The 22,093-nt window shown below is 71.7% G+C and carries 19 protein-coding genes; 5 read left to right on the top strand and 14 right to left on the bottom strand.

Annotated features, from left to right (window positions below; translation table 11 throughout):
• Nucleotides 1–76: 76 nt before the first annotated feature.
• Complete coding sequence (locus tag ABD286_RS18390; RefSeq protein WP_344196195.1) at nucleotides 77–1,069, bottom strand: malate dehydrogenase; 993 nt, start codon at nucleotides 1,067–1,069, stop codon at nucleotides 77–79.
• A 91-nt stretch (nucleotides 1,070–1,160) separates the two neighbouring features.
• Between ABD286_RS18390 and ABD286_RS18385 the strand changes: the two genes are divergently transcribed.
• Nucleotides 1,161–2,252 carry a GNAT family N-acetyltransferase gene (locus ABD286_RS18385; protein WP_344196193.1) on the top strand — a complete coding sequence of 364 codons (1,092 nt, stop codon included), beginning with the start codon at nucleotides 1,161–1,163 and terminating at the stop codon, nucleotides 2,250–2,252.
• A gap of 29 nt (nucleotides 2,253–2,281) precedes the next feature.
• Here the strand turns inward: ABD286_RS18385 and ABD286_RS18380 are convergent, their stop codons facing one another.
• Nucleotides 2,282–2,761, bottom strand: a complete 480-nt coding sequence (locus ABD286_RS18380) for a DUF2867 domain-containing protein (RefSeq protein ID WP_344196191.1) — start codon at nucleotides 2,759–2,761, stop codon at nucleotides 2,282–2,284.
• Between the two features lie 96 nt (nucleotides 2,762–2,857).
• Here ABD286_RS18380 and ABD286_RS18375 point away from each other — a divergent pair, with 96 nt between their 5' ends.
• Entirely contained in the window at nucleotides 2,858–4,342 is a 1,485-nt protein-coding gene (locus ABD286_RS18375) for a cryptochrome/photolyase family protein (RefSeq protein WP_344196189.1), read from the top strand.
• Between the two features lie 26 nt (nucleotides 4,343–4,368).
• Here the strand turns inward: ABD286_RS18375 and ABD286_RS18370 are convergent, their stop codons facing one another.
• From ABD286_RS18370 to ABD286_RS18335, 8 genes are all read right to left on the bottom strand, one after another.
• On the bottom strand, nucleotides 4,369–5,238 hold the full coding sequence (locus ABD286_RS18370) for a hypothetical protein (RefSeq protein ID WP_344196187.1): 870 nt from the start codon (nucleotides 5,236–5,238) through the stop codon (nucleotides 4,369–4,371).
• A 230-nt stretch (nucleotides 5,239–5,468) separates the two neighbouring features.
• Entirely contained in the window at nucleotides 5,469–7,685 is a 2,217-nt protein-coding gene (locus ABD286_RS18365; protein ID WP_344196185.1) for an NADP-dependent isocitrate dehydrogenase, read from the bottom strand.
• A gap of 129 nt (nucleotides 7,686–7,814) precedes the next feature.
• On the bottom strand, nucleotides 7,815–8,045 hold the full coding sequence (locus ABD286_RS18360) for a hypothetical protein (RefSeq protein WP_344196183.1): 231 nt from the start codon (nucleotides 8,043–8,045) through the stop codon (nucleotides 7,815–7,817).
• A complete protein-coding gene (locus ABD286_RS18355) occupies nucleotides 8,042–8,386 on the bottom strand; it encodes a class I SAM-dependent DNA methyltransferase (RefSeq protein ID WP_344196181.1) in 345 nt (114 codons plus the stop codon). The genes ABD286_RS18360 and ABD286_RS18355 overlap by 4 nt, the downstream gene beginning before the upstream one ends.
• An 83-nt stretch (nucleotides 8,387–8,469) precedes the next feature.
• Complete coding sequence (gene aqpZ, locus ABD286_RS18350) at nucleotides 8,470–9,261, bottom strand: aquaporin Z (RefSeq protein WP_344196179.1); 792 nt, start codon at nucleotides 9,259–9,261, stop codon at nucleotides 8,470–8,472.
• Nucleotides 9,262–9,663: 402 nt separating this feature from the next.
• Nucleotides 9,664–9,984 carry a hypothetical protein gene (locus ABD286_RS18345; protein WP_344196177.1) on the bottom strand — a complete coding sequence of 107 codons (321 nt, stop codon included), beginning with the start codon at nucleotides 9,982–9,984 and terminating at the stop codon, nucleotides 9,664–9,666.
• A complete protein-coding gene (locus ABD286_RS18340) occupies nucleotides 9,981–10,799 on the bottom strand; it encodes a hypothetical protein (protein ID WP_344196175.1) in 819 nt (272 codons plus the stop codon). The genes ABD286_RS18345 and ABD286_RS18340 overlap by 4 nt, the downstream gene beginning before the upstream one ends.
• A 28-nt stretch (nucleotides 10,800–10,827) precedes the next feature.
• Nucleotides 10,828–12,366 carry a S10 family peptidase gene (locus ABD286_RS18335; protein WP_344196173.1) on the bottom strand — a complete coding sequence of 513 codons (1,539 nt, stop codon included), beginning with the start codon at nucleotides 12,364–12,366 and terminating at the stop codon, nucleotides 10,828–10,830.
• Between the two features lie 72 nt (nucleotides 12,367–12,438).
• On the opposite strand from ABD286_RS18335, the gene ABD286_RS18330 reads away from it, so the two are divergent.
• Nucleotides 12,439–13,242, top strand: a complete 804-nt coding sequence (locus ABD286_RS18330) for an exodeoxyribonuclease III (RefSeq protein ID WP_344196171.1) — start codon at nucleotides 12,439–12,441, stop codon at nucleotides 13,240–13,242.
• A gap of 46 nt (nucleotides 13,243–13,288) precedes the next feature.
• Nucleotides 13,289–15,139: a Type 1 glutamine amidotransferase-like domain-containing protein gene (locus ABD286_RS18325; protein ID WP_344196169.1), complete on the top strand. Its 1,851-nt coding sequence runs from the start codon at nucleotides 13,289–13,291 to the stop codon at nucleotides 15,137–15,139.
• 114 nt (nucleotides 15,140–15,253) lie between these two features.
• On the opposite strand, the gene galK is transcribed toward ABD286_RS18325, so the two are convergent.
• The 4 genes from galK to ABD286_RS18305 are packed head-to-tail and all read right to left on the bottom strand — an operon-like array spanning nucleotide 15,254 to nucleotide 20,333.
• On the bottom strand, nucleotides 15,254–16,423 hold the full coding sequence (gene galK, locus ABD286_RS18320; RefSeq protein WP_344196167.1) for a galactokinase: 1,170 nt from the start codon (nucleotides 16,421–16,423) through the stop codon (nucleotides 15,254–15,256).
• Complete coding sequence (galT, locus tag ABD286_RS18315) at nucleotides 16,420–17,535, bottom strand: galactose-1-phosphate uridylyltransferase (protein WP_344196165.1); 1,116 nt, start codon at nucleotides 17,533–17,535, stop codon at nucleotides 16,420–16,422. Before galT ends, galK begins: the two co-directional genes overlap by 4 nt.
• Nucleotides 17,532–18,344, bottom strand: a complete 813-nt coding sequence (locus ABD286_RS18310; protein WP_344196163.1) for a DeoR/GlpR family DNA-binding transcription regulator — start codon at nucleotides 18,342–18,344, stop codon at nucleotides 17,532–17,534. The genes galT and ABD286_RS18310 overlap by 4 nt, the downstream gene beginning before the upstream one ends.
• A complete protein-coding gene (locus tag ABD286_RS18305) occupies nucleotides 18,345–20,333 on the bottom strand; it encodes a beta-galactosidase (protein WP_344196161.1) in 1,989 nt (662 codons plus the stop codon).
• 372 nt (nucleotides 20,334–20,705) lie between these two features.
• On the opposite strand from ABD286_RS18305, the gene ABD286_RS18300 reads away from it, so the two are divergent.
• Complete coding sequence (locus ABD286_RS18300; protein ID WP_344196159.1) at nucleotides 20,706–22,061, top strand: ABC transporter substrate-binding protein; 1,356 nt, start codon at nucleotides 20,706–20,708, stop codon at nucleotides 22,059–22,061.
• The last annotated feature ends 32 nt before the right edge of the window (nucleotides 22,062–22,093 follow it).

Raw genomic sequence — 22,093 nt, 5'->3', positions numbered from 1 at the left:
CAGACGCGGAACGGCCGGTCCCGGGTGACCCGGGACCGCCCGTTCGCCGTACTGGTGGTGCGTCTGCGGGAGGGCGTCAGCCGATGAGGCCCAGGCCCTTGACGGCCTCGCGCTCCTCCTCGAGCTCCTTGACGGAGGCGTCGATCTTGCCGCGGGAGAACTCGTCGATCTCCAGGCCCTGCACGATGGACCACTGGCCGTCCTTGACGGTCACGGGGAACGAGGAGATCAGGCCCTCCGGCACGCCGTAGGAGCCATCGGAGCAGACCGACATCGACACCCAGTCGCCGTCGGGGGTGCCGAGGGTCCAGTCGCGGGCGTGGTCGACGGTGGCGCTCGCGGCGGAGGCGGCCGAGGACGCGCCCCGGGCCTCGATGATCGCGGCGCCGCGCTTGGCGACGGTCGGGATGAACGTGCCGGCCAGCCAGTCCTGGTCGCCGACGGCCTCGGCGGCGTTCTTGCCGGAGACCTCGGCGTGGAACAGGTCGGGGTACTGCGTCGCGGAGTGGTTGCCCCAGATCGTCATCTTCTTGATCTCGGTCACCGGGACACCGAGCTTGGCCGACAGCTGCGAGATGGCGCGGTTGTGGTCCAGTCGGGTCAGCGCGGAGAAGCGCTCGCGGCCGATGTCGGGCGCGTTGCTCATCGCGATGAGGGCGTTGGTGTTGGCCGGGTTGCCGGTCACGGTGACGCGGATGTCGTCGGCAGCGACCTTGTTGAGGGCCTTGCCCTGCGGGGCGAAGATGCCACCGTTGGCCTCGAGGAGGTCACCGCGCTCCATACCGGGGCCGCGCGGGCGGGCGCCGACGAGGAGGGCGTGGTTGACGCCGTCGAAGATCTTCTCGGCGTCGTCGCCGATCTCGACCTTGGCCAGCGTCGGGAACGCACAGTCGTCGAGCTCCATGACGACACCCTCGAGCGCCTTGAGCGCGGGGGTGATCTCGAGCAGGCGCAGCTCGACCGGGGTGTCCGGGCCGAACAGCGAGCCGCTGGCGATGCGGAAGAGGAGGCTGTAGCCGATCTGGCCGGCGGCGCCGGTGACGGCGACCTTGACGGGGGTAGTGCTCACGGTGGGCCCTTCACGTCGGTGGGGTGGGACAGCTGTGCACGACGCTAGCAGGGCTGCGCCGACCCGGTTTCCGGTGGCTAGGGTCGAGGGCATGCCCACCCCGGACTTCATCCTGGCCCTGCGCGACAAGGTCGGCACCGACCTCCTCTGGCTCACCGGCGTGACCGCCGTGGTGCGCAACGACGCCGGTGAGGTGCTGCTCGGCCGTCGTGCCGACAACGGCCAATGGGCTCTGGTCAGCGGGATCCTCGAGCCCGGCGAGCAGCCCGCCGTGGGACTCGCCAGGGAGATCGAGGAGGAGACCGGCGTCGTCGCCCGCATCGAGGCGCTGAGCTCGGTGTGGACGCTGCCGGAGCAGGGGTACCCCAACGGTGACCGCGCGCAGTACCTCGACCTCTGCTTCCTCGCCCGTCACGTCTCCGGCGAGGCCAGGGTCAACGACGACGAGTCGCTGGAGGTCGGCTGGTTCGCCCTCGACGGGCTGCCGTCGCCACTGATGGACCGCGCTCGCGTGCGCCTCGAGCGAGCGCTGGCCTTCGACGGCAGCACGTGGTTCGACACCGGAGCGGCGGAGGTGGCCACTCATCCGACGGAGGAGGGGTATGCCGCCGTGCCCGGCGCCCTCGCGCCGGTCGCCGCCCGCGACGGCCAGCGGGCCGGAGAGCGCGACCTCGCGCCGCTGGCCACCCTGTCGGCCGGTGGCCGCGAGGTCCTGCTGCGTCGGGCCGTCCGCACCGACGTCCCGGCGATCGTCAGCCTCCTTGCTGACGACGTCATCGGCGCGGGCCGGGAGGACGGGCGTGACCTGCGCGGGTACCTCGACGCCTTCGAGGACGTCGACGGCGACCCTGCCCACCTGCTCGTGGTGCTCGAGGCCGACGGTGCCGTCGCGGGGACCATGCAGCTGACCTTCCTGCCCGGGCTGTCGCGCGGAGGCGCCCGACGCAGCCAGATCGAGGCGGTGCGGATCGCCCCGTCCTTGCGCGGTCACGGGCTGGGGGAGGCGATGCTGAGGTGGGGGATCGAGGAGTCCCGTCGCCGGGGCTGCTCCGTGGTGCAGCTCACGACCGACAAGCGCCGGGACGACGCGCAACGGTTCTACGTCGAGAAGCTCGGGTTCGTGATGTCCCACGAGGGGCTCAAGCTCGACCTCACGACGGGGACCGGCGCGACCGGCGACTGAACCCTGCGCAGCACCCGCGACGCGGTTCCTCAGCGCGCGCGGTGCTCGGCCGTCATGACCAGGCGCCGGTGCATCCAGGCGTAGAGCGCCACGTCGCCGAACCGGGTCGCCTCCCCGTAGAGCCGGCCGACGGAGCCGTCGGGCGCGAACCCGTGCCGCAGGATCAGCCGTGAGCCTGCGCCGTCCGGGCCCACCTCGGGGAGCACCTCGAGCTCGAGGAAGGCGCTGCCCGGCAGCTTGGTGTCGGGTGACAGGACGATCCGGCGGCCGGCGTCCAGCGCCGTCACCTTCCAGAAGTCGACCCGGTCCCCGAGGCGCAGCGGGCGGTCCGGGCGCTGGCGGCGACGCCCCGGTCCACCGATCAGCCGGTCGACACCGCACCGGGCGGCCCAGACGACCTCGGGCGTGAACCAGCCGGTGTCGCCACCGACCGAGGTCACGACCTCCCACACGGTCGCGGGTGGGGCGTGGACGTGCGCGGCCTGGGTGCTGCCGATGATGGTGTCCACCCACCCACCGTAGGCGGCGCACGGGCTCCCCGCTCGATCTGCAGCAGTGGCCTGGGTCGACCAGACTGGACCGGTGACGAACTCGGTGGGCAGGTCATGACGCGACGGTGGTTGTTCGCCGACCAGCTCGGTCCGCACTTCGACGTCGGCCGTGAAGGGGTGCTCCTCGTCGAGAGCAGGGCGGCTCTGGGCCGTCGCCGCTACCACCGGCAGAAGCTGCACCTCATCCTGTCGGCCCTGCGGCACCGGGCGGCCGAGCTCGGCGACTCGGCCGTCCTCCTGCGCACGGACACCTACGGCGAGGCCCTGCGCGAGCTCGGCGAACCCGTCCGGGTCTACGAGCCGACCTCACGCAGGGCCGCCGACTTCGTCTCCCGCCAGCTCGAGTCGGGCGTGATCGAGGCGGTCGACCCGACGCCTGGGTTCTCGTTGTCCCGCAACGACTTCCAGCGCTGGGCGGGTGACCGCCGACGGCTGCGCATGGAGGACTTCTACCGGTTCCAGCGCCAGCGTCTAGACCTGCTCGTCGAGGGCGACGGCGACCCCGTCGGCGGCCGGTGGTCGTTCGACGAGGACAACCGCGAGCCCCCACCCAAGGGGGTGACGCACCTGGACGTGCCCGCGCCATACCGTCCCCGCGAGGACGAGATCGACGCGCAGGTGAGGGAGGACCTCGACCGGTGGGAGCGGGACGAGGGGCTGGAGACCGTGGGCCGAGACGGGCCGCGGTTGTTCGCCGTGACGCGGCGCGAGGCGCTCGCGGCGCTGGACCGGTTCGTCACGCAGCGGCTCGGCGCGTTCGGGCCGCACGAGGACGCCATGCTCAAGGGCGACTGGGAGATGGCGCACAGCCTCTTGTCGGTGCCGCTCAACCTCGGGCTCCTCGACCCCGTCGAGGTGGCCGAGCGGGCGGTGCAGGCGTACCGCGACGGCGACGCCCCGCTGGCCTCGGTCGAGGGATTCGTGCGGCAGGTGGTCGGCTGGCGCGAGTACGTCTGGCACCTCTACTGGCACTTCGGCCCGCAGTACCGCAGCCGCAACGGACTCGGTGCGCGGGAGCCGCTGCCGCAGTGGTTCGACGACCTGGACGCCGACGCGGTGGAGGCAGCCTGCCTCTCCGACGTCCTTGCCGGAGTGCGTGATCGCGGGTGGGTTCACCACATCCCGCGCCTGATGGTCCTCGGCAACTGGGCTGCCCAGCGCGGCTACGACCCCGACGCGCTGACGGAGTGGTTCCAGACGCGGTTCGTCGACGGGTACGACTGGGTCATGCCCGCCAACGTCGTCGGCATGAGCCAGTACGCCGACGGGGGCGCCATGACGACCAAGCCGTACACGTCCGGCGGCGCCTACATCAACCGGATGTCCGACTACTGCGGCGGCTGCCGGTACCGCCCGACGGTGCGGGTCGGCGACGACGCCTGCCCGTTCACCGCCGGCTACTGGGCACACCTCGACCGGACCGCGGACCGGCTCGAGGGCAACCCGCGTATGGCGCGTCCGCTCCAGCAGCGGCACCGGCTCAAGGACCTCGAGGCAGCCGTGGAGCAGGAGAGGGTGCGAGGCGCCTCCCCACCCTGACCGCCGGTTCCGCCGGGCGCGCTCGGTCAGGAGGGTTGCGCCGCCGGGAGGACGAGGCGGCCGCCGGTGGTGACGAGCACCCGCTGGCCCAGGGGGCGTTCGAGCGTCACGGTCACGTCCTGGTCGCGCACCACGGCCGCACAGGCATCGCCACGGCGCGGCTCCGGCTGCGTCGCTCCCACGACCACCACCGTCGCCGTCTCCAGGACCTCGGCCCTCGGGGCGGGGGAGCAGGCGGTCATGGGCAGGCGCACGGTGAGGGTGCTGCCCTGCTCCCCGAGCAGCACCGTGGCACCGACCAGGCCCTGCAGGCCACGGGCCCGGTCGGTGCCCGGCACCCGGGGCTCGATGTCACCGCGGGCGTCGAGCCCGGCGACCGCCACCCGCAGCACCGGCTCGGCGAGACCTTCGAGGTGGAACGCCCACGCCGGAACGCTCGCGGGTCCGCGGGCGGTGAGCAGCCGGACCGTCGTGAGGTCGGCTGCGTTCACCACGGCGGACGTGCAGGTCGTCGGGCACGTGGCCTCACCGCCGTGGAAGAGCTCGGACAAGGTCGCCCGGGCACCGAGCGTCGTCACCGACTCGGTGCTGCCGTCGGCGTACCGCACCGTGCCGCTGGCGGCGTCGTCCCCGACCTTCTCGGAGACCCATTCGAGGGCACCGGCGTGGACCCCGGCCATCAGCGACTCGTGGCCGCTCCAGTCGGGCTCCACCGTGAGGGGACCGAGGGGGATGAGGCTGGACTCCCAGCGCTCCTGCTGGTCGGCCGTGGACCAGGCTGCTGCGACGTCCCGGGCGTGGTCGAGGAAGCGCTGCGCGTCGGGCTCGGCGCGCTGGGCGCAGCCCGACAGCGTCACCAGGGCGGCGACGACGACGGCGACTCCCTTGCGGGCCATGGACCGAACGGTACGGAGCCGACCGAGCCCCGAGAGCCGTCGTTACCGGCTCGCGGCGACCTCGTTACCGGACCGGTACCGGACCCGTTGATGAGCAGGGACGGGCACGGACGAGCAGGGGGCGAGAGGGGGTCGGACGCGGGACAGGACAGGGCCGGGCCGCCACCCTGGGGTGACGGCCCGGCCCTGTCCGTGACGGTGTGCCGGACGCTGTCCGGAACGCTGTGGGCTCAGCGCAGCGCGGCCAGCGCCTCGTTGAACGTCGCCGAGGGGCGCATGACCGCCGAGGCCTTGGCGGCGTCGGGACGGTAGTAGCCACCGATGTCGGCCGGGTGGCCCTGCACGCCGAGCAGCTCGGCGTTGATGGTGTCCTCCTGCTCGGTGAGCGTCTGCGACACCTGCGCGAACGCCTCGGCGAGCGCGGCGTCCTGCGTCTGCTGCGCCAGCTCGTTGGCCCAGAAGAGCGCGAGGTAGAAGTGGCTGCCGCGGTTGTCGATCTGGCCGACCTTGCGGGCCGGGCCCTTGTTCTCGTTGAGCAGCCGCTCGGTCGCCTTGTCGAGCGCCTCACCCAGCAGGGCGGCGCGCGCGTTGTCGGTCGTGGTCGCCATGTGGCGCAGGCTCTCGGCCAGGGCGAGGAACTCGCCGAGGCTGTCCCAGCGCAGGTAGTTCTCCTGCACGAGCTGCTGCACGTGCTTGGGCGCCGAGCCGCCGGCGCCGGTCTCGAAGAGGCCACCGCCGTTCATCAGGGGGACGACGGAGAGCATCTTGGCGCTCGTGCCGAGCTCGAGGATGGGGAAGAGGTCGGTGTTGTAGTCGCGCAGCACGTTGCCGGTGACCGAGATGGTGTCCTCGCCCTTGCGGATCCGCTCGACCGAGAGCTTGGCGGCCTCCACGGGGGAGAGCACCTGGATGTCGAGGCCGTCGGTGTCGTGCTCGGGCAGGTAGGCCTCGACCTTGGCGATGAGGTTGCGGTCGTGGGCGCGCTCGCTGTCGAGCCAGAAGACGGCAGGCGTCTTCGAGGCGCGGGCCCGGGTGACGGCGAGCTTGACCCAGTCGCGGATCGGGGCGTCCTTGGTCTGGCAGGCGCGCCAGATGTCGCCGGGCTGGACGTCGTGGGACATCAGCACGTCACCGGCGGCATTGACGACCTGGACGGTGCCGGCCTCGGCGATCTCGAACGTCTTGTCGTGGCTGCCGTACTCCTCGGCCTTCTGGGCCATGAGGCCGACGTTCGGCACCGAGCCCATCGTGGTCGGGTCGTAGGCGCCGTGCTCGCGGCAATCGTCGATGACGGCCTGGTAGACACCGGCGTAGGAGCTGTCGGGGATGACGGCCAGGGTGTCGGCCTCCTCGCCGTCCGGGCCCCACATGTGGCCGGACGTGCGGATCATCGCCGGCATCGAGGCGTCGACGATGACGTCGCTCGGGACGTGGAGGTTCGTGATCCCCTTGTCGGAGTTGACCATCGCGAGCTTCGGCCCGTCGGCGAGGCCCTGCTCGATCGCGGCACGGACCTCGTCACGGGTGCCCTCGGGCAGGGTGTCGAGCCCGTCGAGGATGGAGCCGAGACCGTTGTTCGCGGACAGGCCGGCGGCGGCCAGCTCGGCGCCATACCGGGAGAAGACCTCCGGGAGGAACGCCCGGACGACGTGCCCGAAGATGATCGGGTCGGAGACCTTCATCATCGTGGCCTTGAGGTGCACCGAGAAGAGCACGCCGTCGGCCTTGGCCCTGGCGATCTGCTCGGTGAGGAACGCGTCGAGCGCGGCAGCGCGCAGGACGGTCGCGTCGACGACCTCGCCCTCGAGGACCTTGAGGCCGTCCTTGAGGACGGTGGTACCTGCGTCGGTGACGAGCTGGATCGTCAGGGTGTCGGCCGAGGGCAGGACCACGGACTGCTCGTTGGAGCGGAAGTCGTCCTTGCCCATGGTGGCGACCTGGGTGCGGGAGTCGCTGCTCCAGGCGCCCATCGAGTGCGGGTGCTTGCGCGCGTAGTTCTTCACGGCGGCGGGGGCGCGACGGTCGGAGTTGCCCTCACGCAGGACGGGGTTCACGGCGCTGCCCTTGACGCTGTCGTAGCGGGCGCGGGCGTCCTTCTCCTCGTCGGTGGTGGGCTCGTCGGGGTAGGCCGGCAGGTCGTAGCCCTGCGAGCGCAGCTCGGCGATGGCGGCCTTGAGCTGGGGGAGCGACGCCGAGACGTTGGGGAGCTTGATGATGTTGGCCTCGGGCGTGGTCGCCAGCTGGCCGAGCTCGGCGAGGGCGTCACCGATGCGCTGGTCCTCGGGGAGCACGTCGTCGAAGGCGGCGATGATGCGCCCCGACAGGGAGATGTCGCGGGTCTCGACGTCGACGCCCGCGGTGGACGCGAAGGCTTCGATCACCGGCAGGAAGGAGTAGGTCGCCAGCATGGGCGCCTCGTCGGTGAGGGTGTAGATGATCTTGGCCATGTCGGCGGCTCTCTCCCTGGGCTCGTCGTGCTCGCAGCGTTCGTGCGCAGCGCTGCTCAGGCTATCGAACCGGTCCGGCACGGCGAGCCCCGCACCACGCCTGCTCCCGTGGGTGGCCGTGGGGGCGGCTCAGACCGCCTCGAGGACGAAGAAGAGGAAGCACATGAACGCCGACCGGCCCTCCATGCCGGGCGGGAGCAGCTCCTCGGGGGTGTCGTCCGCGGGAGGCGGTTCGCTGATCGCCGTGATGCGGAAACCGGCGGCGGCGAAGGAGTCGGCCATCGCGTGCAGCGGTCGGTGGAAGAAGGTCAACCACAGGGTCCGGCCGTCGAAGGTGTAGTCCTCGGAGTACCGGGTCACGGCGAAGTAGTCGGCCTCGGGATAGACGATCGCGTAGGCAGCCGGGCCACGTGCAGGTCGGCGTCGTCCCCGAGCCGCTGGCGGGCGAGGTCGACCATCGCCGCGCTCACGTCGAAGCCGGTGACCTCCGCGCCCCTGTCACGGAGCTCGGCCGCCAACGGGCCCGAGCCGCAACCTGCGTCGAGGATGCGACGGCCCGAGACCTCACCGGCGAGGTCGAGGACCGCCGGACGCGCGTAGTAGGCGTTGAACAGGTTCCGCTCGTTCTCCACGGAGTATGCCGCCGCGAAGTCGGCGTAGTCGGTGGCGGTCATCGGGTCTGCGTTCTCGACGGGAGGCATCTGGTGTTCGTACCCGCCACCGGGCGATCCCACAAGCCACCACGCCCGGGCCGCCGGGGAGGGCGGGTCCGGGGCGACAGCCCTCAGGTGGCGGGGCGGACGTCCTCGGGGTCGACCATGCCGGTGATGTCCTCGTCGCGACGGTCGATGCCGGTCACCAGGTGGTAGGTCGCGCCGGCGATGGCGGCGCCGACGATGGGCGCCACCCAGAACGCCCACAGCTGGCTCGGAGCCCCGTCCCCGTTGAAGAACGCCACAGCCGTGGAGCGGGCGGGGTTGACCGAGGTGTTGCTGATGGGGATGGAGATCAGGTGGATCAGGGTGAGGCCCAAGCCGATCGCGATGGGCGCGAAGCCGACCGGCGCACGCTCGTCCGTCGCGCCCAGGATGATGTAGAGGAAGAACGCGGTGAGGATCGCCTCGGCGACGAGCACCGCGACCAGCGTGTAGCCGCCGGGGGAGTGGTCGCCGTACCCGTTGGCCGCGAGGTTGCCGGTCACCTCGAACCCGGAGGTGCCGCGGGCCACGCCCCACAGGGCCAGCCCGGCGAGCAGTCCGCCGACCACCTGCGCGGCGACGTACGCCGGGACGTCCTTCCACGGGAAGCGCTTGGCGATGGCGACACCTATGGTCACCGCGGGGTTGAAGTGCGCGCCGGACACGTGCCCGACGGCATACGCCATCGTCATCACGGTGAGCCCGAAGGCGAGGGCGACACCGAGGAAGCCGATGCCGAGCTGCACGCTCTGCCCGGACGGGACGTCGGGGGCGAGGAACTTCGCGGCGAACACCGCGCTGCCGCACCCACCGAAGACCAACCAGAAGGTGCCGAGCGCCTCGGCGCCGAGACGGGACGGAAGTGGGGGAGTTCGCATGGACCGCTCCTCGCTGCGTGGGTCCGTCGACGGTCCCGGGTAGTTCCATGGTGGAGGTGTCCCGGTGCACAGGGCAAGAGGCGGCCCATCGCCCGAACCCCTTATCGAGGCCGCCGCCTCACCCGTTCGGATGAGGTGCTCCTCCGCCGTTCGCCTGCACGAAAGCGGCAATGCTCATGAGAGCGGACTTCTGCACCACCCCACTTGACCAAACACTGGTGCAACACCTGTCGTTCCTTTACCTTTCAAGGGTGCAGAGCGGGCCGCAGGGGCTCGGAAACGCAAGTCATCGAGGACTCCGCACTGGTCGACCGTCCTCGGCCGCTGGGGGCGGCTGAGGACGGTCGGGGGGCCACTCGACCGCGGGCCGGATGGGGCGTTGGGGGACGCTCCACCGGCCCGCTACGTCGTCCCGGCGTCCACGTCGAGCAGCTCGACCAGGCCCTCGGCTGTCAGGGCCCGGAGGACCTCGAGGGTCGCCGCCGCGGCGTCACCGCCGGCCCCGTCCCCGGGCAGCCCGAACCGTCCGACGAGCACGGTCGTGAGGTCGTCGACCGTCGTCTCCGCCGAGGAGCACGTGTCGAGCACGAGCACCGCGAGGGCCGAGAGGCGCACCACGGACGTGCCGACGAGGACCACCGCCTCGCCGTCGCGGTCGAGCCGTTCCCGTGGCGGCACGGCCCGGGCGAGCGATGCCCCGGTATGGCGCGGGGCCACGGTCACGTCGCCCCCGACAGCAGCGGGGCGAGGTCGGCCGCCTCGGTGTACCTGACGAGCTTGGCGCCACCCACCGCCTCGACGAGCTCGGCGAGCCGGTGCAGCGGACGGTGCAGGTCGGTGAGGTGCGACGTGTGCGGGACCAGGGACTCGATGGCGTCCAGGGTCGACAGCATCGTCGGGACGGGGCGACCGGCCAGGCCCTGGACGCGGTCGAGCAGCAGGATCTGCGCCACCGGGAGGATCGCAGTGGCGGGCGCCGGCGCCAGTTCGAGGTCGGGGGGCGCGACCTCGTCCTTGTGGTCGCCCACGGCGTTGCGCCGCACCGAGAGCGGCTTGGGATAGGGGACGACGGAGCGGTCGGCGCGCACGGCGACGGTCTCGTCGGTGACGTACCAGCGGCCGGGGCCGAGGACCTGTGCGGCGGTGGTCTTGCCCGTGCCGCCCGCGGCCACGAGGACCGTGGCCCGTCCAGTCACCGGGTCGGCGAGGCAGGCGGCGTGCAGCAGCAGGTGCTCACCGGAGACGGCGTCGATCGCGGCGACCGTGACCTCACGGGTGACGAGCTGGAGCAGGTCGTCCAGGCGGGGCCGGCTGGCCAGCCCTGCTGTGTCGGCTGCCTCGGTCACGCGGGGGTCGCTGTCGAGGACGGCCCGGACCGTGGCGACGACCGGTGTGGTCGGCGCGGACCGGCAGCACGACCAGCGGTGCGCCAGGGCGTCGTGGAGCTCGGCGGCGCGGTCCCCTTCGACGTCGACGGCGATTCCGACCCCGAGGGCGAGGACCGTGGTGCGACGGCGTCCGGGTCCTCCGTCGCCCACCCGGTCCGCGGCGCCGTCCACCCGGTCGTCAGGCCCGGCCGCTGGACCGCGTGACGAAGTCCGCGAGGTCGGCGCTCTGCTGCACGCGGGTCGGCTCGTGGACGTACATCATGTGACCCGCCTCGTAGTAGGCGTGCTCGAGGTTGTCGCGCAGGGACGCCGGGATGTCGAGGTGGGCGACCACGTCCTCCGCGCCGTAGTAGGGGGTCGCGCCGTCGTGGTAGCCGTAAGCGATGTGGACCTTGAGGTGCGGGTTGCCCCGCATCGCTCGGGCCAGCTGGGCCGTCACGTCCACCGGCTTGCCCTCGAACTCCTTGTAGGACCAGTCCTTGGAGGCCATCGACGAGATCAGCGTGTAGGGCAGGTCGTTGGTGTAGCCGAGCTCGGCGCGCACGTAGTGGTTCCATGCCGAGGCGTAAGGCCCGAGGATGGCGTCCATCGACGGGTCGGCGTCCCAGGTCTCGGCGTTGCCGGCGGCGAGGGGGCCGGTGAAGCGGCTGTCGAGGCGCCCGACGGCGAGGCGGTCCTCACGGAGCAGCTCGGTGAAGAAGCGCAGGTGCTCGATGCGCAGGTCGGCCCGGTCGACGTAGGCTTCCGACAGCCCTGTCAGGGCGGCGAGCCTCGTCACGTGCTCGGCTCGCTCGGCAGCGGTGAGGCGGGACCCCCGGGACAGGGCCCACGGGTAGTCGCGGGCGGCGTACTCCTCCGCCTCGGCGAGCACCGTCCTGAGCGACTTGCGCCCGTGCTTGCCGTGGAAGTGGGCGGTCGCGGCATACGTCGGGAGATAGTCCACGTGGGCGCGGTCGTTGCTGAACTCGAAGTCCACGGTGGCGAGGTCGAGCACCGAGCTGATGAGCATGAGGCCGTTGAGGTACAGCCCGTGCTGGGACTGGAGGTGGGCGGCGAGGGCCGCTGCGCGGACCGTGCCGTAGGACTCCCCGGCGATGAACTTCGGTGAGAGCCAACGGTTGTGGCGCGTCGTCCAGAGCCGGATCAGCTCGCCGACGCTCTCGATGTCGGCGGTGAACCCGTGGTAGTCGCCGGCCTTCCCGCCTTCGACCGCGCGCGAGTAGCCGGTGGACACGGGGTCGATGAAGACGAGGTCGGAGACGGCGAGCAGCGACTCGGGGTTGTCGAGCAGCGCGTAGGGCGGCGGCGTCATGGCGCCTGCGTCACCGGAGTCGACGCGACGCGGGCCGAGCAGCCCCAGGTGCAGCCAGACCGAGCTCGACCCGGGCCCGCCGTTGAAGGCGAAGGTGACCGGACGCTGCGTCATGCCGGGGGTGTCCACGACGTAGGAGGTGATGCTCAGCTCGGCCTTGGGCTTGTGGCCCTTGAACACGTGGTCCTCGAAGACCTCCTCGCGCAGCACCACCCGGCCGGTGGTCGCGGTGTACCGCAGCCGTCGCCTTCCGACGGCCAGGGTGTGCCGCGTCTCGACGAGGTCGTCCTCCGGCGGCGCGGGCGCCGTGGTGACGGTCGTCGTGTCCGTCGAGGTCGTGACGGTCGCGCCGGGCTCGGGTGAGGGGGTCGTCGCGGTGGGGGTGGGCGTGGACTCGTCGGCCATGTCGTCACCCTATGCGCGCTCCTCGTCGGGGGCGGTGGAGTTCGCCGACGAGTCGGCCAGCAGAATGGTCCGATGCGTCTGATCACGGCCAACGTCAACGGCATTCGCGCAGCGGCCCGTCGAGGTGGCATGGCCTGGCTCGCGGCGCAGGAGGCCGACGTCCTCTGCCTGCAGGAGGTCCGGGCGACCGACGAACAGCTCGCGCAGTGCCTCGACGAGGGTGGCTTCGGCGACTGGCACGTGGCCCACACCGAGGCCGCCGCCAAGGGCCGGGCCGGTGTCGCGGTGGTCAGCCGTGACCCGCACCTGCGGGCGTCGACCTCGGTGGGCGCCGAGGAGTTCGACGGCTCCGGGCGGTGGGTCGAGGTGGACCTCGCGACCGCGGCGGGCACCGTGACGGTGGTGTCGACCTACGTCCACACCGGCGAGGCCGGCACCGACCGACAGTCCGAGAAGCTGCGCTTCCTCGACGAGGTCGGCTCCCGTATGGCGCGCTGGGCAGAGGCAGGTCACCTCGCCGTCGTCACCGGGGACCTCAACATCGCCCACCACGAGGACGACCTCAAGAACTGGAAGGGCAACCTGAAGAAGTCGGGCTTCCTGCCCGAGGAGCGCGCCCACCTCGACCGGTGGTTCTCCGAGCTCCAGTGGGCCGACGTGCACCGCACCCTGCACGGTCCGGGGCCCGGTCCGTACACGTGGTGGTCCTGGCGCGGGAAGGCCTTCGACAACGACGCGGGCTGGCGCATCGACTACCAGCTGGCCAGCCGTCCTCTCGCGGACCGGGCGGTCCGCGCCGTCGTGGGCCGCGCGGAGGCCTACGACCAGCGCTGGTCCGACCACGCCGCGGTCGTCGTGGACTACGACCTCGGCTGAGTCCGAACCCCCCACGGGCGTCGCCGCCGGGCTAGGTTGACCGGGCATGAGGACCTCGCTGCGCCGATCCCTGCTCGCCACCACGGCCACCATCGCGGTCACCGTGCCGCTGGTCGCCACGACCGCGTTCGGCGCCATCCCGGTGACGCCGCCCGTCGGCACGTCGATGTCACCGATCGGCGGGGGGTACGAGACGCCGTCGCTGGAAGGCTTCGCCCGCCTGGCGGCGCAGGGGGCGAGCGGGACGACGGTCGACCTCGTCGTCGTGCCGAGCGCCTACGGCGACAAGGCCAAGGACCGCGCGGAGAACCTCGTGCTCGCCCAGCAGCGCACCGATCAGGTCGACGCCGCCTGCGACGCCGTGGTCACCGCGCCCTACACCGGCTGCACCGCACGCCTCGCGGTGCTGCTCAACCGCAAGGACGCCCTCGACCCGGCGAACTCCTCCGGCATCGACACGGCTGACGGCATCTACGTCCTCGGCGGTGACCAGGGACTGGTGATGGAGGTGCTCGCGGCTACCCCGGCGGAGGCCGCGATGGGGCGTGCCGCTGCCGCAGGAGCGACCATCGGCGGGACCAGCGCGGGAGCGGCCGTCCAGTCGCGGTCGATGATCAACGGCTACGTCGGGTCCCTCGGACCGGCCGACGGCCTGCGCCGCGACAGCACCCTGGTGTGGTGGGGCGACGACGCCGACCTCCGACGCGGTCTCGCCTTCGGTTCGCAGGCGGCGATCTACGACCAGCACTTCCACCAGCGCGGACGCTTCGGGCGGCTGCTGTCGACGCTCGCCACCAGTGACGAGCGCTTCCGTGGTGACAGCCCGCTCGGGGTCGGGGTGGACTACGCCACCGGCATCCACAACGACGGCGACCGGACCCTGAGCGGGGTGTTCGGCGGTGGTTCGGTCTCCCTGCTCGACCTCGAGACCCTGGACGCGACGCACCGCTGGGTCGGCAAGGTGCCGGTCCTGTCGGCCCGCAACGTGCTCACCCACCTCCTCGTGCCCGGCGACGCGAGCTACGACGTGGCCACGCGCACCCTCACCGTCGGCGGTGCGGCCGTCCCGGCGCCGGCGCGGGTCCAGTACGCCGCCCCCAGCTCGCCGAGCACCGGCACGGGCACCGTCTTCCTCGGCGGCGACCTCCTGGCCGGTTCGGTCGCGAGCAGCGCCCTGCCGTCCTTCGTCGCGACCGCCCGCGCGGCAGCGCCCGCCAAGGGTGGGCGCCTCGTCGTCGTGTCGGCCTCCGCTGGCGACACCGCCACCGCCACGAGGTATGCCGCGGCCCTCAAGACCGCTGGCTGGTCCGGGCGTGTCGACGCCGTCGCCTACGGGACCCCGGCGTGGGACGCGCTCGACCTCAGCGGCGCGGCAGGTGTCGTGGTGACGTCGGCCGACGCCACCACCCTCGGCGCAGCGATGGGTGACGCCGTCTTCCGCGACCGGGTCACGGCGGCAGCCCGGACCGCTCCGGCCTTCCTCGCCGACGACCACTTCGCTGCGGCGACGGGCCGGTGGTGGTCCCCGAAGGCCGACCCGACGTCGGCGACGCTGGAGGACGAGGGGATCGCCTCGTTCCGCACCGACGACGGCCGGTGGCAGCCCGGGCTCGGCCTCGTCGCCGCGAACATCGTGCCCCGCGTCACCGGCGAGTACCGCTGGGGCCGCCTCTACGGCGCTGCCCAGCAGGACCCGGCGACCATCGCGTACGGCGTCGCCGACGGCACCGCGCTCGCGCTGGCTCCCAGTGGCGCCTCCGTCGTCGGTGGCACCTCGGTCGTCGCCCTGGACGGCCGCGGCTCGGTCTTCAGCACGGGGAGCAACGGCGCGATCGGATCCACGAACGCCGTGGTCGACGTCTTCGCCGTCGGGGAGAGGGTCGCCTCGGCGAGGTAGCTGACGCTGCTTGGGTGCCTGGAGGGTCGGATTCCCGACCGTCCAGGCACCCAAGGCGTGGCGGTGGGGAGCGGGTCGCGTCCGAGCCGGGGGCAGTCGGACGCGACCCGCTGTCTAGAGGTCGCGCCCGGCCGGTCCGGCGGCAGACACGACGAAGCACTCCGGCGCCCGGCTGAACCCTCGGTCGGCGAACGCCTTCTCGACCGCCGACTGCACCTGAGCAGCCTCCGCGGCGCGCACCAGGGCGATGGCCGACCCGCCGAACCCGCCGCCCGTCATCCGGGCGCCGAGCGCTCCGGCAGCGGTGGCCGAGGCGACGGCGGTGTCGAGCTCGTCCACCGAGATCTCGAAGTCGTCGCGCATCGAGTCGTGCGACGCGAGGAAGAGCGTCCCGAGGCGGTCGAAGTCGTCGGCCCGAAGTGCTTCCCGAGCCTGCTCGACCCTGGCGATCTCGGTGACGACGTGGCGGGCACGTCGGCGCAACAGGTCCGAGGACAGCTGCTCGAGGGTGTCGTCCAGGCCGTCCGCGGACACCTCGCGCAGAGTCTCGACCCCGAGCTCGCGCGCGGCCTGCTCGCAGGAGTCACGACGCTCGGCGTACTGCCCGTCGACGAGCTCGTGCACGGCGCGGGTGTCGACCACCAGCAGCGCGAGGCCGTGCTCGTCGAGGTCGAAGGGCACCTGCTCGGTCGAGAGGTCGCGGCAGTCGAGCAGCAGCGCGTGACCCTGCTCGGCGAGCAGCGACGCGGACTGGTCCATCCCCCCGGTCGGGGCCTGGGCCACGGTGTTCTCCGCCTCGACGCACACCGCGGCCAGGGCCACCCGCCCGTCGTGCGTGTCGACCAGCCCGAGCTCGAACACGTCGCTCAGGGCGGCGGCGACCGCGCACTCCAGGGCGGCCGAGCTCGACAACCCGGCGCCGAGCGGCACCCTGCCGTCAACGGCCACATCGAAGCCGCCGACGGGGTGCCCCGCCTGCGCCAGTGCCCACGGGACCCCGGCGACGTAGGCCGCCCACCCGGACGGCGAGCCGGGGCCGACGTCGTCGAGGTCGAGCTCGACGACGCCGTCGCCCTGGGCGGAGACGATCCGCAGGCGACGGTCGTCGCGGCGGCGCAGCGCTGCATACGTGCGGTGCGGCAGGGCGATGGGCAGGCAGAGGCCACCGTTGTAGTCGGTGTGCTCGCCGATGAGGTTGACCCGACCGGGCGCCGACCAGACCCCCTGCGGCTCCTCGCCGAAGGTCTCACGGAACAGGCGCACGGCGGCGTCGGTGGCCGTCACGGGGCGACCTCGCGCAGCCGGGCCGCGATGCGCTCCGGCGGCACGTCGTTGACCCAGCCACCGACACCGGACTCGGACCCCGCGAGGTACTTGAGCTTCTTGGGCGAGCGGAGGACCGACATCACCTGCAGGTGCAGCCGGGAGACGTCGCGGCCCTGCTTGGCCGGCGCCTGGTGCCAGCCCGCGATGTAGGGCAGTCGGATCGGCGATCCGTCCTTGGCCTCGTAGTAGCGGTCGAGGCGACGGAGCAGGTCGAGGTAGACGCGGGCGAGGTCGTCGCGCTCGTCGTCCGTGAGCGACGCGAGGTCGGGGACGTCGCGGTGCGGGGCGAGGTGGACCTCCACCGGCCAGCGGGCGGCATACGGCACGTACGCGACCCAGTGCTCGGTGTCGATGACGACGCGTTCCTTGGCGTGCAGCTCGGCCGCGAGGATGTCGGCGCCGAGGAGGCGACCGGTGCGGGCGTGGTGCGCGGTCGCCTGCTCCAGGATCGTCCGGCTGCGCTCGGGCAGGTAGGGGTAGGCGTAGATCTGGCCGTGGGGGTGGTGGAGGGTGACACCGATCTCCTGGCCACGGTTCTCGAAGCAGAAGACCTGCTCGACCTCCGGCACGGCTCCGAGCTCGGCGGTCCGGTCGGCCCAGGCATCGACCACGGTGCGGGCCCGCTCCGGCGTCAGGTCGGCGAACGTCGACTCGTGGTCGCTGGTGAAGCAGACGACCTCGCAGCGCCCGAGCGCCGGTCGGCTCTGGATGAGGTCGCCGTCCTCCTCCTCGCCGTGGGTGTGGGCCGAGACCGGCGCATAGCTGGGGAAGCGGTTCTCGAAGACCACGACGTCGTATGCCGCCTCCGGCACCTCCGAGGGGACGCTGCCGGTGCCGGTGGGGCACAACGGGCACTCGTCCTTGGGCGGCAGGAACGTCCGGTTGCTGCGGTGCCCGGCCACTGCCACCCAGTCGCCGACGAGGGCGTCGTAGCGGATCTCGCCGGAGGCAGCCCGCTCACCGAGGGGGCGGGTGTCCTCCGCGGTGCGCTCCGGGGCGCCGGGGGTGTCGTCGAAGTAGATGATCTCCCGGTCGTCGGCCAGCCGCCGGCTCGTGCGACGCACGCTCATGCGTGGCTCCTGCTCGTCCTGGCCGTGCGGATGGCTCCCTGGGTCGCGAGGACGATCTCGACCCCGGCCTCGCTCACGGCGGTGCGGGCCCGCGGGCCGAGGCCCGCGTCGGTGACCAGGAGGTCGACCGACGACAACGGGATGATGGTGCTGAGGCCGACGGTGCCCCACTTGGTGTGGTCGGCGAGGACGCAGACCTGGCGGGCCGTCTCGACCAGTGCCTGGTTGGTCTCGGCCTCGACGAGGTTCGGGGTGGTCAGGCCGGCCCGTGCGTCCATGCCGTGCACGCCCAAGAACAGGCGGTCGACGTGCAGCATCCGCAGTGCCGCCACCGCGACGGGGCCCACGAGGGCGTCCGACGGGGTGCGCACGCCGCCGGTCAGGACGACGGTCTGACCCGGGGTGCCGGACTCGTGCAGCAGCTGGGCCACCGGCACCGAGTTCGTGACGACGGTGAGGTCCGGGACGCTGCGCACGGCCCGGGCGAACTCGTAGGTCGTGGTGCCGGCCGAGATCCCGATGGCAGCCCCGGGCTCGACCAGCCGGGCAGCAGCCTGCGCGATGGCGTTCTTCTGCGACTGCATGAGCGCCGACTTCGCGGTGAAGCCGGGCTCCTCGCTGCTGCGGCTCCCCACGGCCAGCGCGCCGCCGTGGACCCGCTCGACGAGACCCTCGGTCGCCAGCTGCTCGATGTCACGGCGCACCGTCATGTCCGAGACGCCGAGCTGGTCGACGAGCTCGGACACGCGCACCGCACCGCTGTCCTCGACGAGGCCGAGGATGGTGGCGCGACGCTGGCTGGCGAGCAACTAGGCCTCCCTGATGACGGCGACGGCGCCCGCCGCGAGCGGGGTCTCGGGGGTGAACGGGCGGTCCGCGACCAGGTCGTGTCCGGTCACGGGGACCTGCTGCTCGGTCGTCGTGTCGTTGACGAGGAACAGCCAGGAGCCATCCTCTCCACGACGCCGGACGGCCTCGACACCGGGCGGCACCTGCGCCGTGGCGCGGACGCCACCGGCCTCGGTGACCTGCTCGAGGAGCGACCCGAGGGCGTCGTCGTCGAGCAGGGTGCTGAGGTACCACGCCGCGCCTGTGCCGGTGCTGCGCCGCGTGACAGCGGGCCGCCCCGCGAGCGGACCGGCGGCATACCGGTCGAGGACCTCGGCGTCGACGGCGGTGACGTCCTCGCTCCACAGGGTGCCGGTGCCACCACCCTCGAGCTCGCTGCGCTGGTCGAGCAGGAGCGGGAAGAACTCCTCGACACGCACGCCGAGCAGGTCCTTGAAGGCACCCGGGTAGCCGCCGAGGCGGACGTGGTCGTCGCTGTCGCTGATCCCCGAGAAGAAGGTGACCAGGACCTGCGCCCCGGCCTCGGCCGCTGCGGCCACGGCCGCGGCGTGCTCGTCGGTCACGAGGTAGAGCGTCGGGACGACGACGACCTTGTACGCCGTGAGGTCGGCACTGGGGTGGACGACGTCGGCGGTGATGCCGCGCTCGCGCAGGACGCGGTGCACCGCGTGCGCGGTGGTCGGGTACTTGAGCTCGCTGGACGGCATCGCCGGCCCGTGCGCCGCCCACTGCGCCTGGTAGTCCCACAGGATCGCGACGTCGGCCTCGACCCGCGAGCCGAGGACCTCACCGAGGCGCTCGGCGACCCTGCCCAGCTCGACGACCTCGCGGAAGCGGGCGCTGTCGCGACCGGCGTGGGGGACGAGTGCGGAGTGGAACTTCTCCGAACCCGACAGCGACTGGCGCCACTGGAAGAACCCGAGCGTGTCGGCGCCGCGGGCGACGTGCGCGAGGCTGTCGCGCAGGGTGCCACCGGGGAGCTTGGCGGGGTTGACCGGCTGCCAGTTCACGGCACTGGTGGAGTGCTCCATGAGCAGCCACGGACGGCCACCGGCGAGGCCTCGGGTGATGTCGCCGCTGAAAGCCAGCTCGGCCTGGGGGTGCTCGAGGGAGGCCACGACGTAGTGGTCGGTGCTGATGACGTCCTGGTGCTCGGCCCACTGGTGGTAGTCGAGGTGGTCGAAGTGCGCCAGCGTCATGAAGTTCGTCGTCACGGGGACACCGGGGGAGAGGTCCTCGAGGATCGCCTTCTCGCTGCGGTGGAAGTCGAGCAGCGTGTCGGACTGGAACCGCTTGTAGTCCAGGACGTGCGTCGGGTTGGCGAACGTCGTGGTCAGGCGCGGCGGGAGGACCTGCTCCCACTCGGTGTAGCGCTGGCTCCAGAAGGCGGTGCCCCACGCGTCGTTGAGGCGCTCGAGCGTCTCGTGCCGGCGACGCAGCCAGACCCGGAAGCCGGCCGCGCAGGTGTCGCAGTAGCAGGGGATGTTGTGGCAGGCGTACTCGTTCGAGACGTGCCACATCGCCAGCGCGGGGTGGTCGTGGTACCGCTGGGCGAGCTGCGTGGTCAGGGCGAGTGCGTGGTCGCGGTAGACCGGCGAGCTCGGGCACCACGCCTGGCGGCTGCCCGGCCACAGGGTGTGGCCCTCGTGGTCGACGGGGAGGATCTCCGGGTGCGCGGCGGACAGCCACGGGGGAGGGGTCGCCGTCGCCGTCGCGAGGTCGACCGCGATGTCGTTCGCGTGGAGCATCTCCATGATGTCGTCGAGCCAGGCGAAGTCGTACTCCCCCTTCGCGGGCTCGAGCCACGACCAGGAGAAGACCCCCAGGGTGACGAAGGAGACCCCGGCCTCGCGCATGAGCTCCATGTCCTCGGACCAGACCTCGCGCGGCCACTGCTCGGGGTTGTAGTCGCCACCCAGGGCGATCCGACGGTTCGGCCATGAACGCATGGCGGACAGTGTTGCGCCGCCCTGATGAAGATGTCAACAAAAACCAACACCGATCTGGCGGAGGCCGTGAACGTCCTCCCCACCTGCGGCGCCGAGGCGGCTCCCGCGCCCTCCCATCAGGTCCGGTCTCCATGCCTGCGTGTCCGCTGTATGGCGTGGTTGAGCCGTTTTCGTCCCCCTGTGCCCCCGGAGCTGGTCGGGTTCGACAGCGTGAACGATGGGTGGACACGCGACCATTTCGTGATGGGCAGACTCTTGACAGGTGTTGGTTCCTAGGCCCATCCTCGGGACTTGTTGATGGTTTTTGATCGAATCTGTCGGATGACGGGTTCGGCCATCGCGCCGGTGCAACCCGTGTCAAAGGAGACCCGAATGACCCGCCCGACCTCTGAGGCCGAGTACCTCGCAAGCCTCGTTCCTGCCTCTGTCCGCGGTGTCAGCCGTCGGACCCTGCTGCGCGGCGCCCTGGGCGCCGGCACCCTGCTCGCAGCCCCGTCGCTCCTCGCGGCGTGCGGTGGCGGCGGCAGCTCCTCCGGTGGTGGCGGTGCCGCGACCGGCACCGTGACGGTCGGCTCCAACCAGTCCGACGCCGTGCCGAAGGCCGCCATCCAGTCCGTCATGGACGCGTTCCAGAAGGCCAACTCCGGCCTGACGGCCAAGATCAACACGATCGACCACAACTCCTTCCAGGAGAACATCAACAACTACCTCCAGGGCTCCCCGGACGACGTGTGGATGTGGTTCGCCGGCTACCGGATGCGGTTCTTCGCCTCCAAGGGCCTCGCGGGCGACGTCTCCGACGTCTGGAAGGACCTCTCGGCCAATGGCATGACCGATGCGCTGAAGAAGTCCTCCACCGGTGACGACGGCAAGCAGTACTTCGTGCCGTCGACCTACTACCCGTGGGCGATGTTCTACCGCAAGAGCGTCTTCGAGAAGTACGGCTACACCGAGCCCAAGACGCTCGACGAGTTCAAGACCCTCGGCACCCAGATGAAGAAGGACGGCCTCGTCCCGATCGCCTTCGGCGACAAGGACGGTTGGCCCGCCATGGGCACCTTCGACCAGCTCAACCTGCGCGTCAACGGGTACGACTTCCACGTCAACCTGATGGCGGGCAAGGAGGCCTGGAACAGCGACAAGGTCAAGGCCGTGTTCGACACCTGGGCAGGGCTGCTCGAGTACCACCAGCCCGACTCGCTCGGCCGCACCTGGCAGGAGGCCGCCCAGACGCTCCAGCAGAAGAAGGCCGGCACCTACCTGCTCGGTTCCTTCGTGGCGCAGCAGTTCGAGAAGGGGGAGGAGCAGGAGGACCTCACGTTCTTCAACTTCCCCGAGATCGACTCGAACATCGGTGCGGACGCCATCGAGGCGCCGATCGACGGCTACATGATGGCCAAGCGTCCGAAGAACGAGGCCGGCGCGAAGAAGCTGCTCGGCTACGTCGGCTCGGCTGCCGCGCAGGACATCGTCGTCAAGGCCGACCCGAGCGTCATCGCGACGAACGACAAGGCCGACCAGGCTGCCTACACCTCGCTCCAGAAGAAGTCCGTGGAGTTCGTCAGCCAGGCCAAGTCCATCGCGCAGTTCATGGACCGCGACACGCGTCCGGACTTCGCCTCCACGGTGATGATCCCCGCCATCCAGTCCTTCCTGAAGAACCCGAAGGACATCGACGGGCTCGTCAACGGCATCGAGAAGCAGAAGCAGAGCATCTTCGCGAGCTGACCGCTCGCGACGACGCCGACGCACGCAACCCG

Origin of the sequence: Pedococcus aerophilus (assembly GCF_039532215.1) — a bacterium.
In the GTDB taxonomy this organism is placed as follows: domain Bacteria; phylum Actinomycetota; class Actinomycetes; order Actinomycetales; family Dermatophilaceae; genus Pedococcus; species Pedococcus aerophilus.
The sequence above is the reverse complement of the archived record's forward strand: the minus strand, read 5'-3'. Positions and strand labels throughout refer to the sequence as shown.

Excerpts from the sequence above, each read along its gene's own strand:
- ABD286_RS18385 (WP_344196193.1), top strand. The coding sequence starts at position 1,161 with ATGCCCACCCCGGACTTCATCCTGGCCCTGCGCGACAAGGTCGGCACC.
- ABD286_RS18375 (WP_344196189.1), top strand. The coding sequence starts at position 2,858 with ATGACGCGACGGTGGTTGTTCGCCGACCAGCTCGGTCCGCACTTCGAC.
- ABD286_RS18370 (WP_344196187.1), bottom strand. The coding sequence starts at position 5,238 with ATGGCCCGCAAGGGAGTCGCCGTCGTCGTCGCCGCCCTGGTGACGCTG.
- ABD286_RS18365 (WP_344196185.1), bottom strand. The coding sequence starts at position 7,685 with ATGGCCAAGATCATCTACACCCTCACCGACGAGGCGCCCATGCTGGCG.
- ABD286_RS18355 (WP_344196181.1), bottom strand. The coding sequence starts at position 8,386 with ATGCCTCCCGTCGAGAACGCAGACCCGATGACCGCCACCGACTACGCC.
- aqpZ (WP_344196179.1), bottom strand. The coding sequence starts at position 9,261 with ATGCGAACTCCCCCACTTCCGTCCCGTCTCGGCGCCGAGGCGCTCGGC.
- ABD286_RS18335 (WP_344196173.1), bottom strand. The coding sequence starts at position 12,366 with ATGGCCGACGAGTCCACGCCCACCCCCACCGCGACGACCCCCTCACCC.
- ABD286_RS18330 (WP_344196171.1), top strand. The coding sequence starts at position 12,439 with ATGCGTCTGATCACGGCCAACGTCAACGGCATTCGCGCAGCGGCCCGT.
- ABD286_RS18325 (WP_344196169.1), top strand. The coding sequence starts at position 13,289 with ATGAGGACCTCGCTGCGCCGATCCCTGCTCGCCACCACGGCCACCATC.
- galT (WP_344196165.1), bottom strand. The coding sequence starts at position 17,535 with ATGAGCGTGCGTCGCACGAGCCGGCGGCTGGCCGACGACCGGGAGATC.
- ABD286_RS18305 (WP_344196161.1), bottom strand. The coding sequence starts at position 20,333 with ATGCGTTCATGGCCGAACCGTCGGATCGCCCTGGGTGGCGACTACAAC.
- ABD286_RS18300 (WP_344196159.1), top strand. The coding sequence starts at position 20,706 with ATGACCCGCCCGACCTCTGAGGCCGAGTACCTCGCAAGCCTCGTTCCT.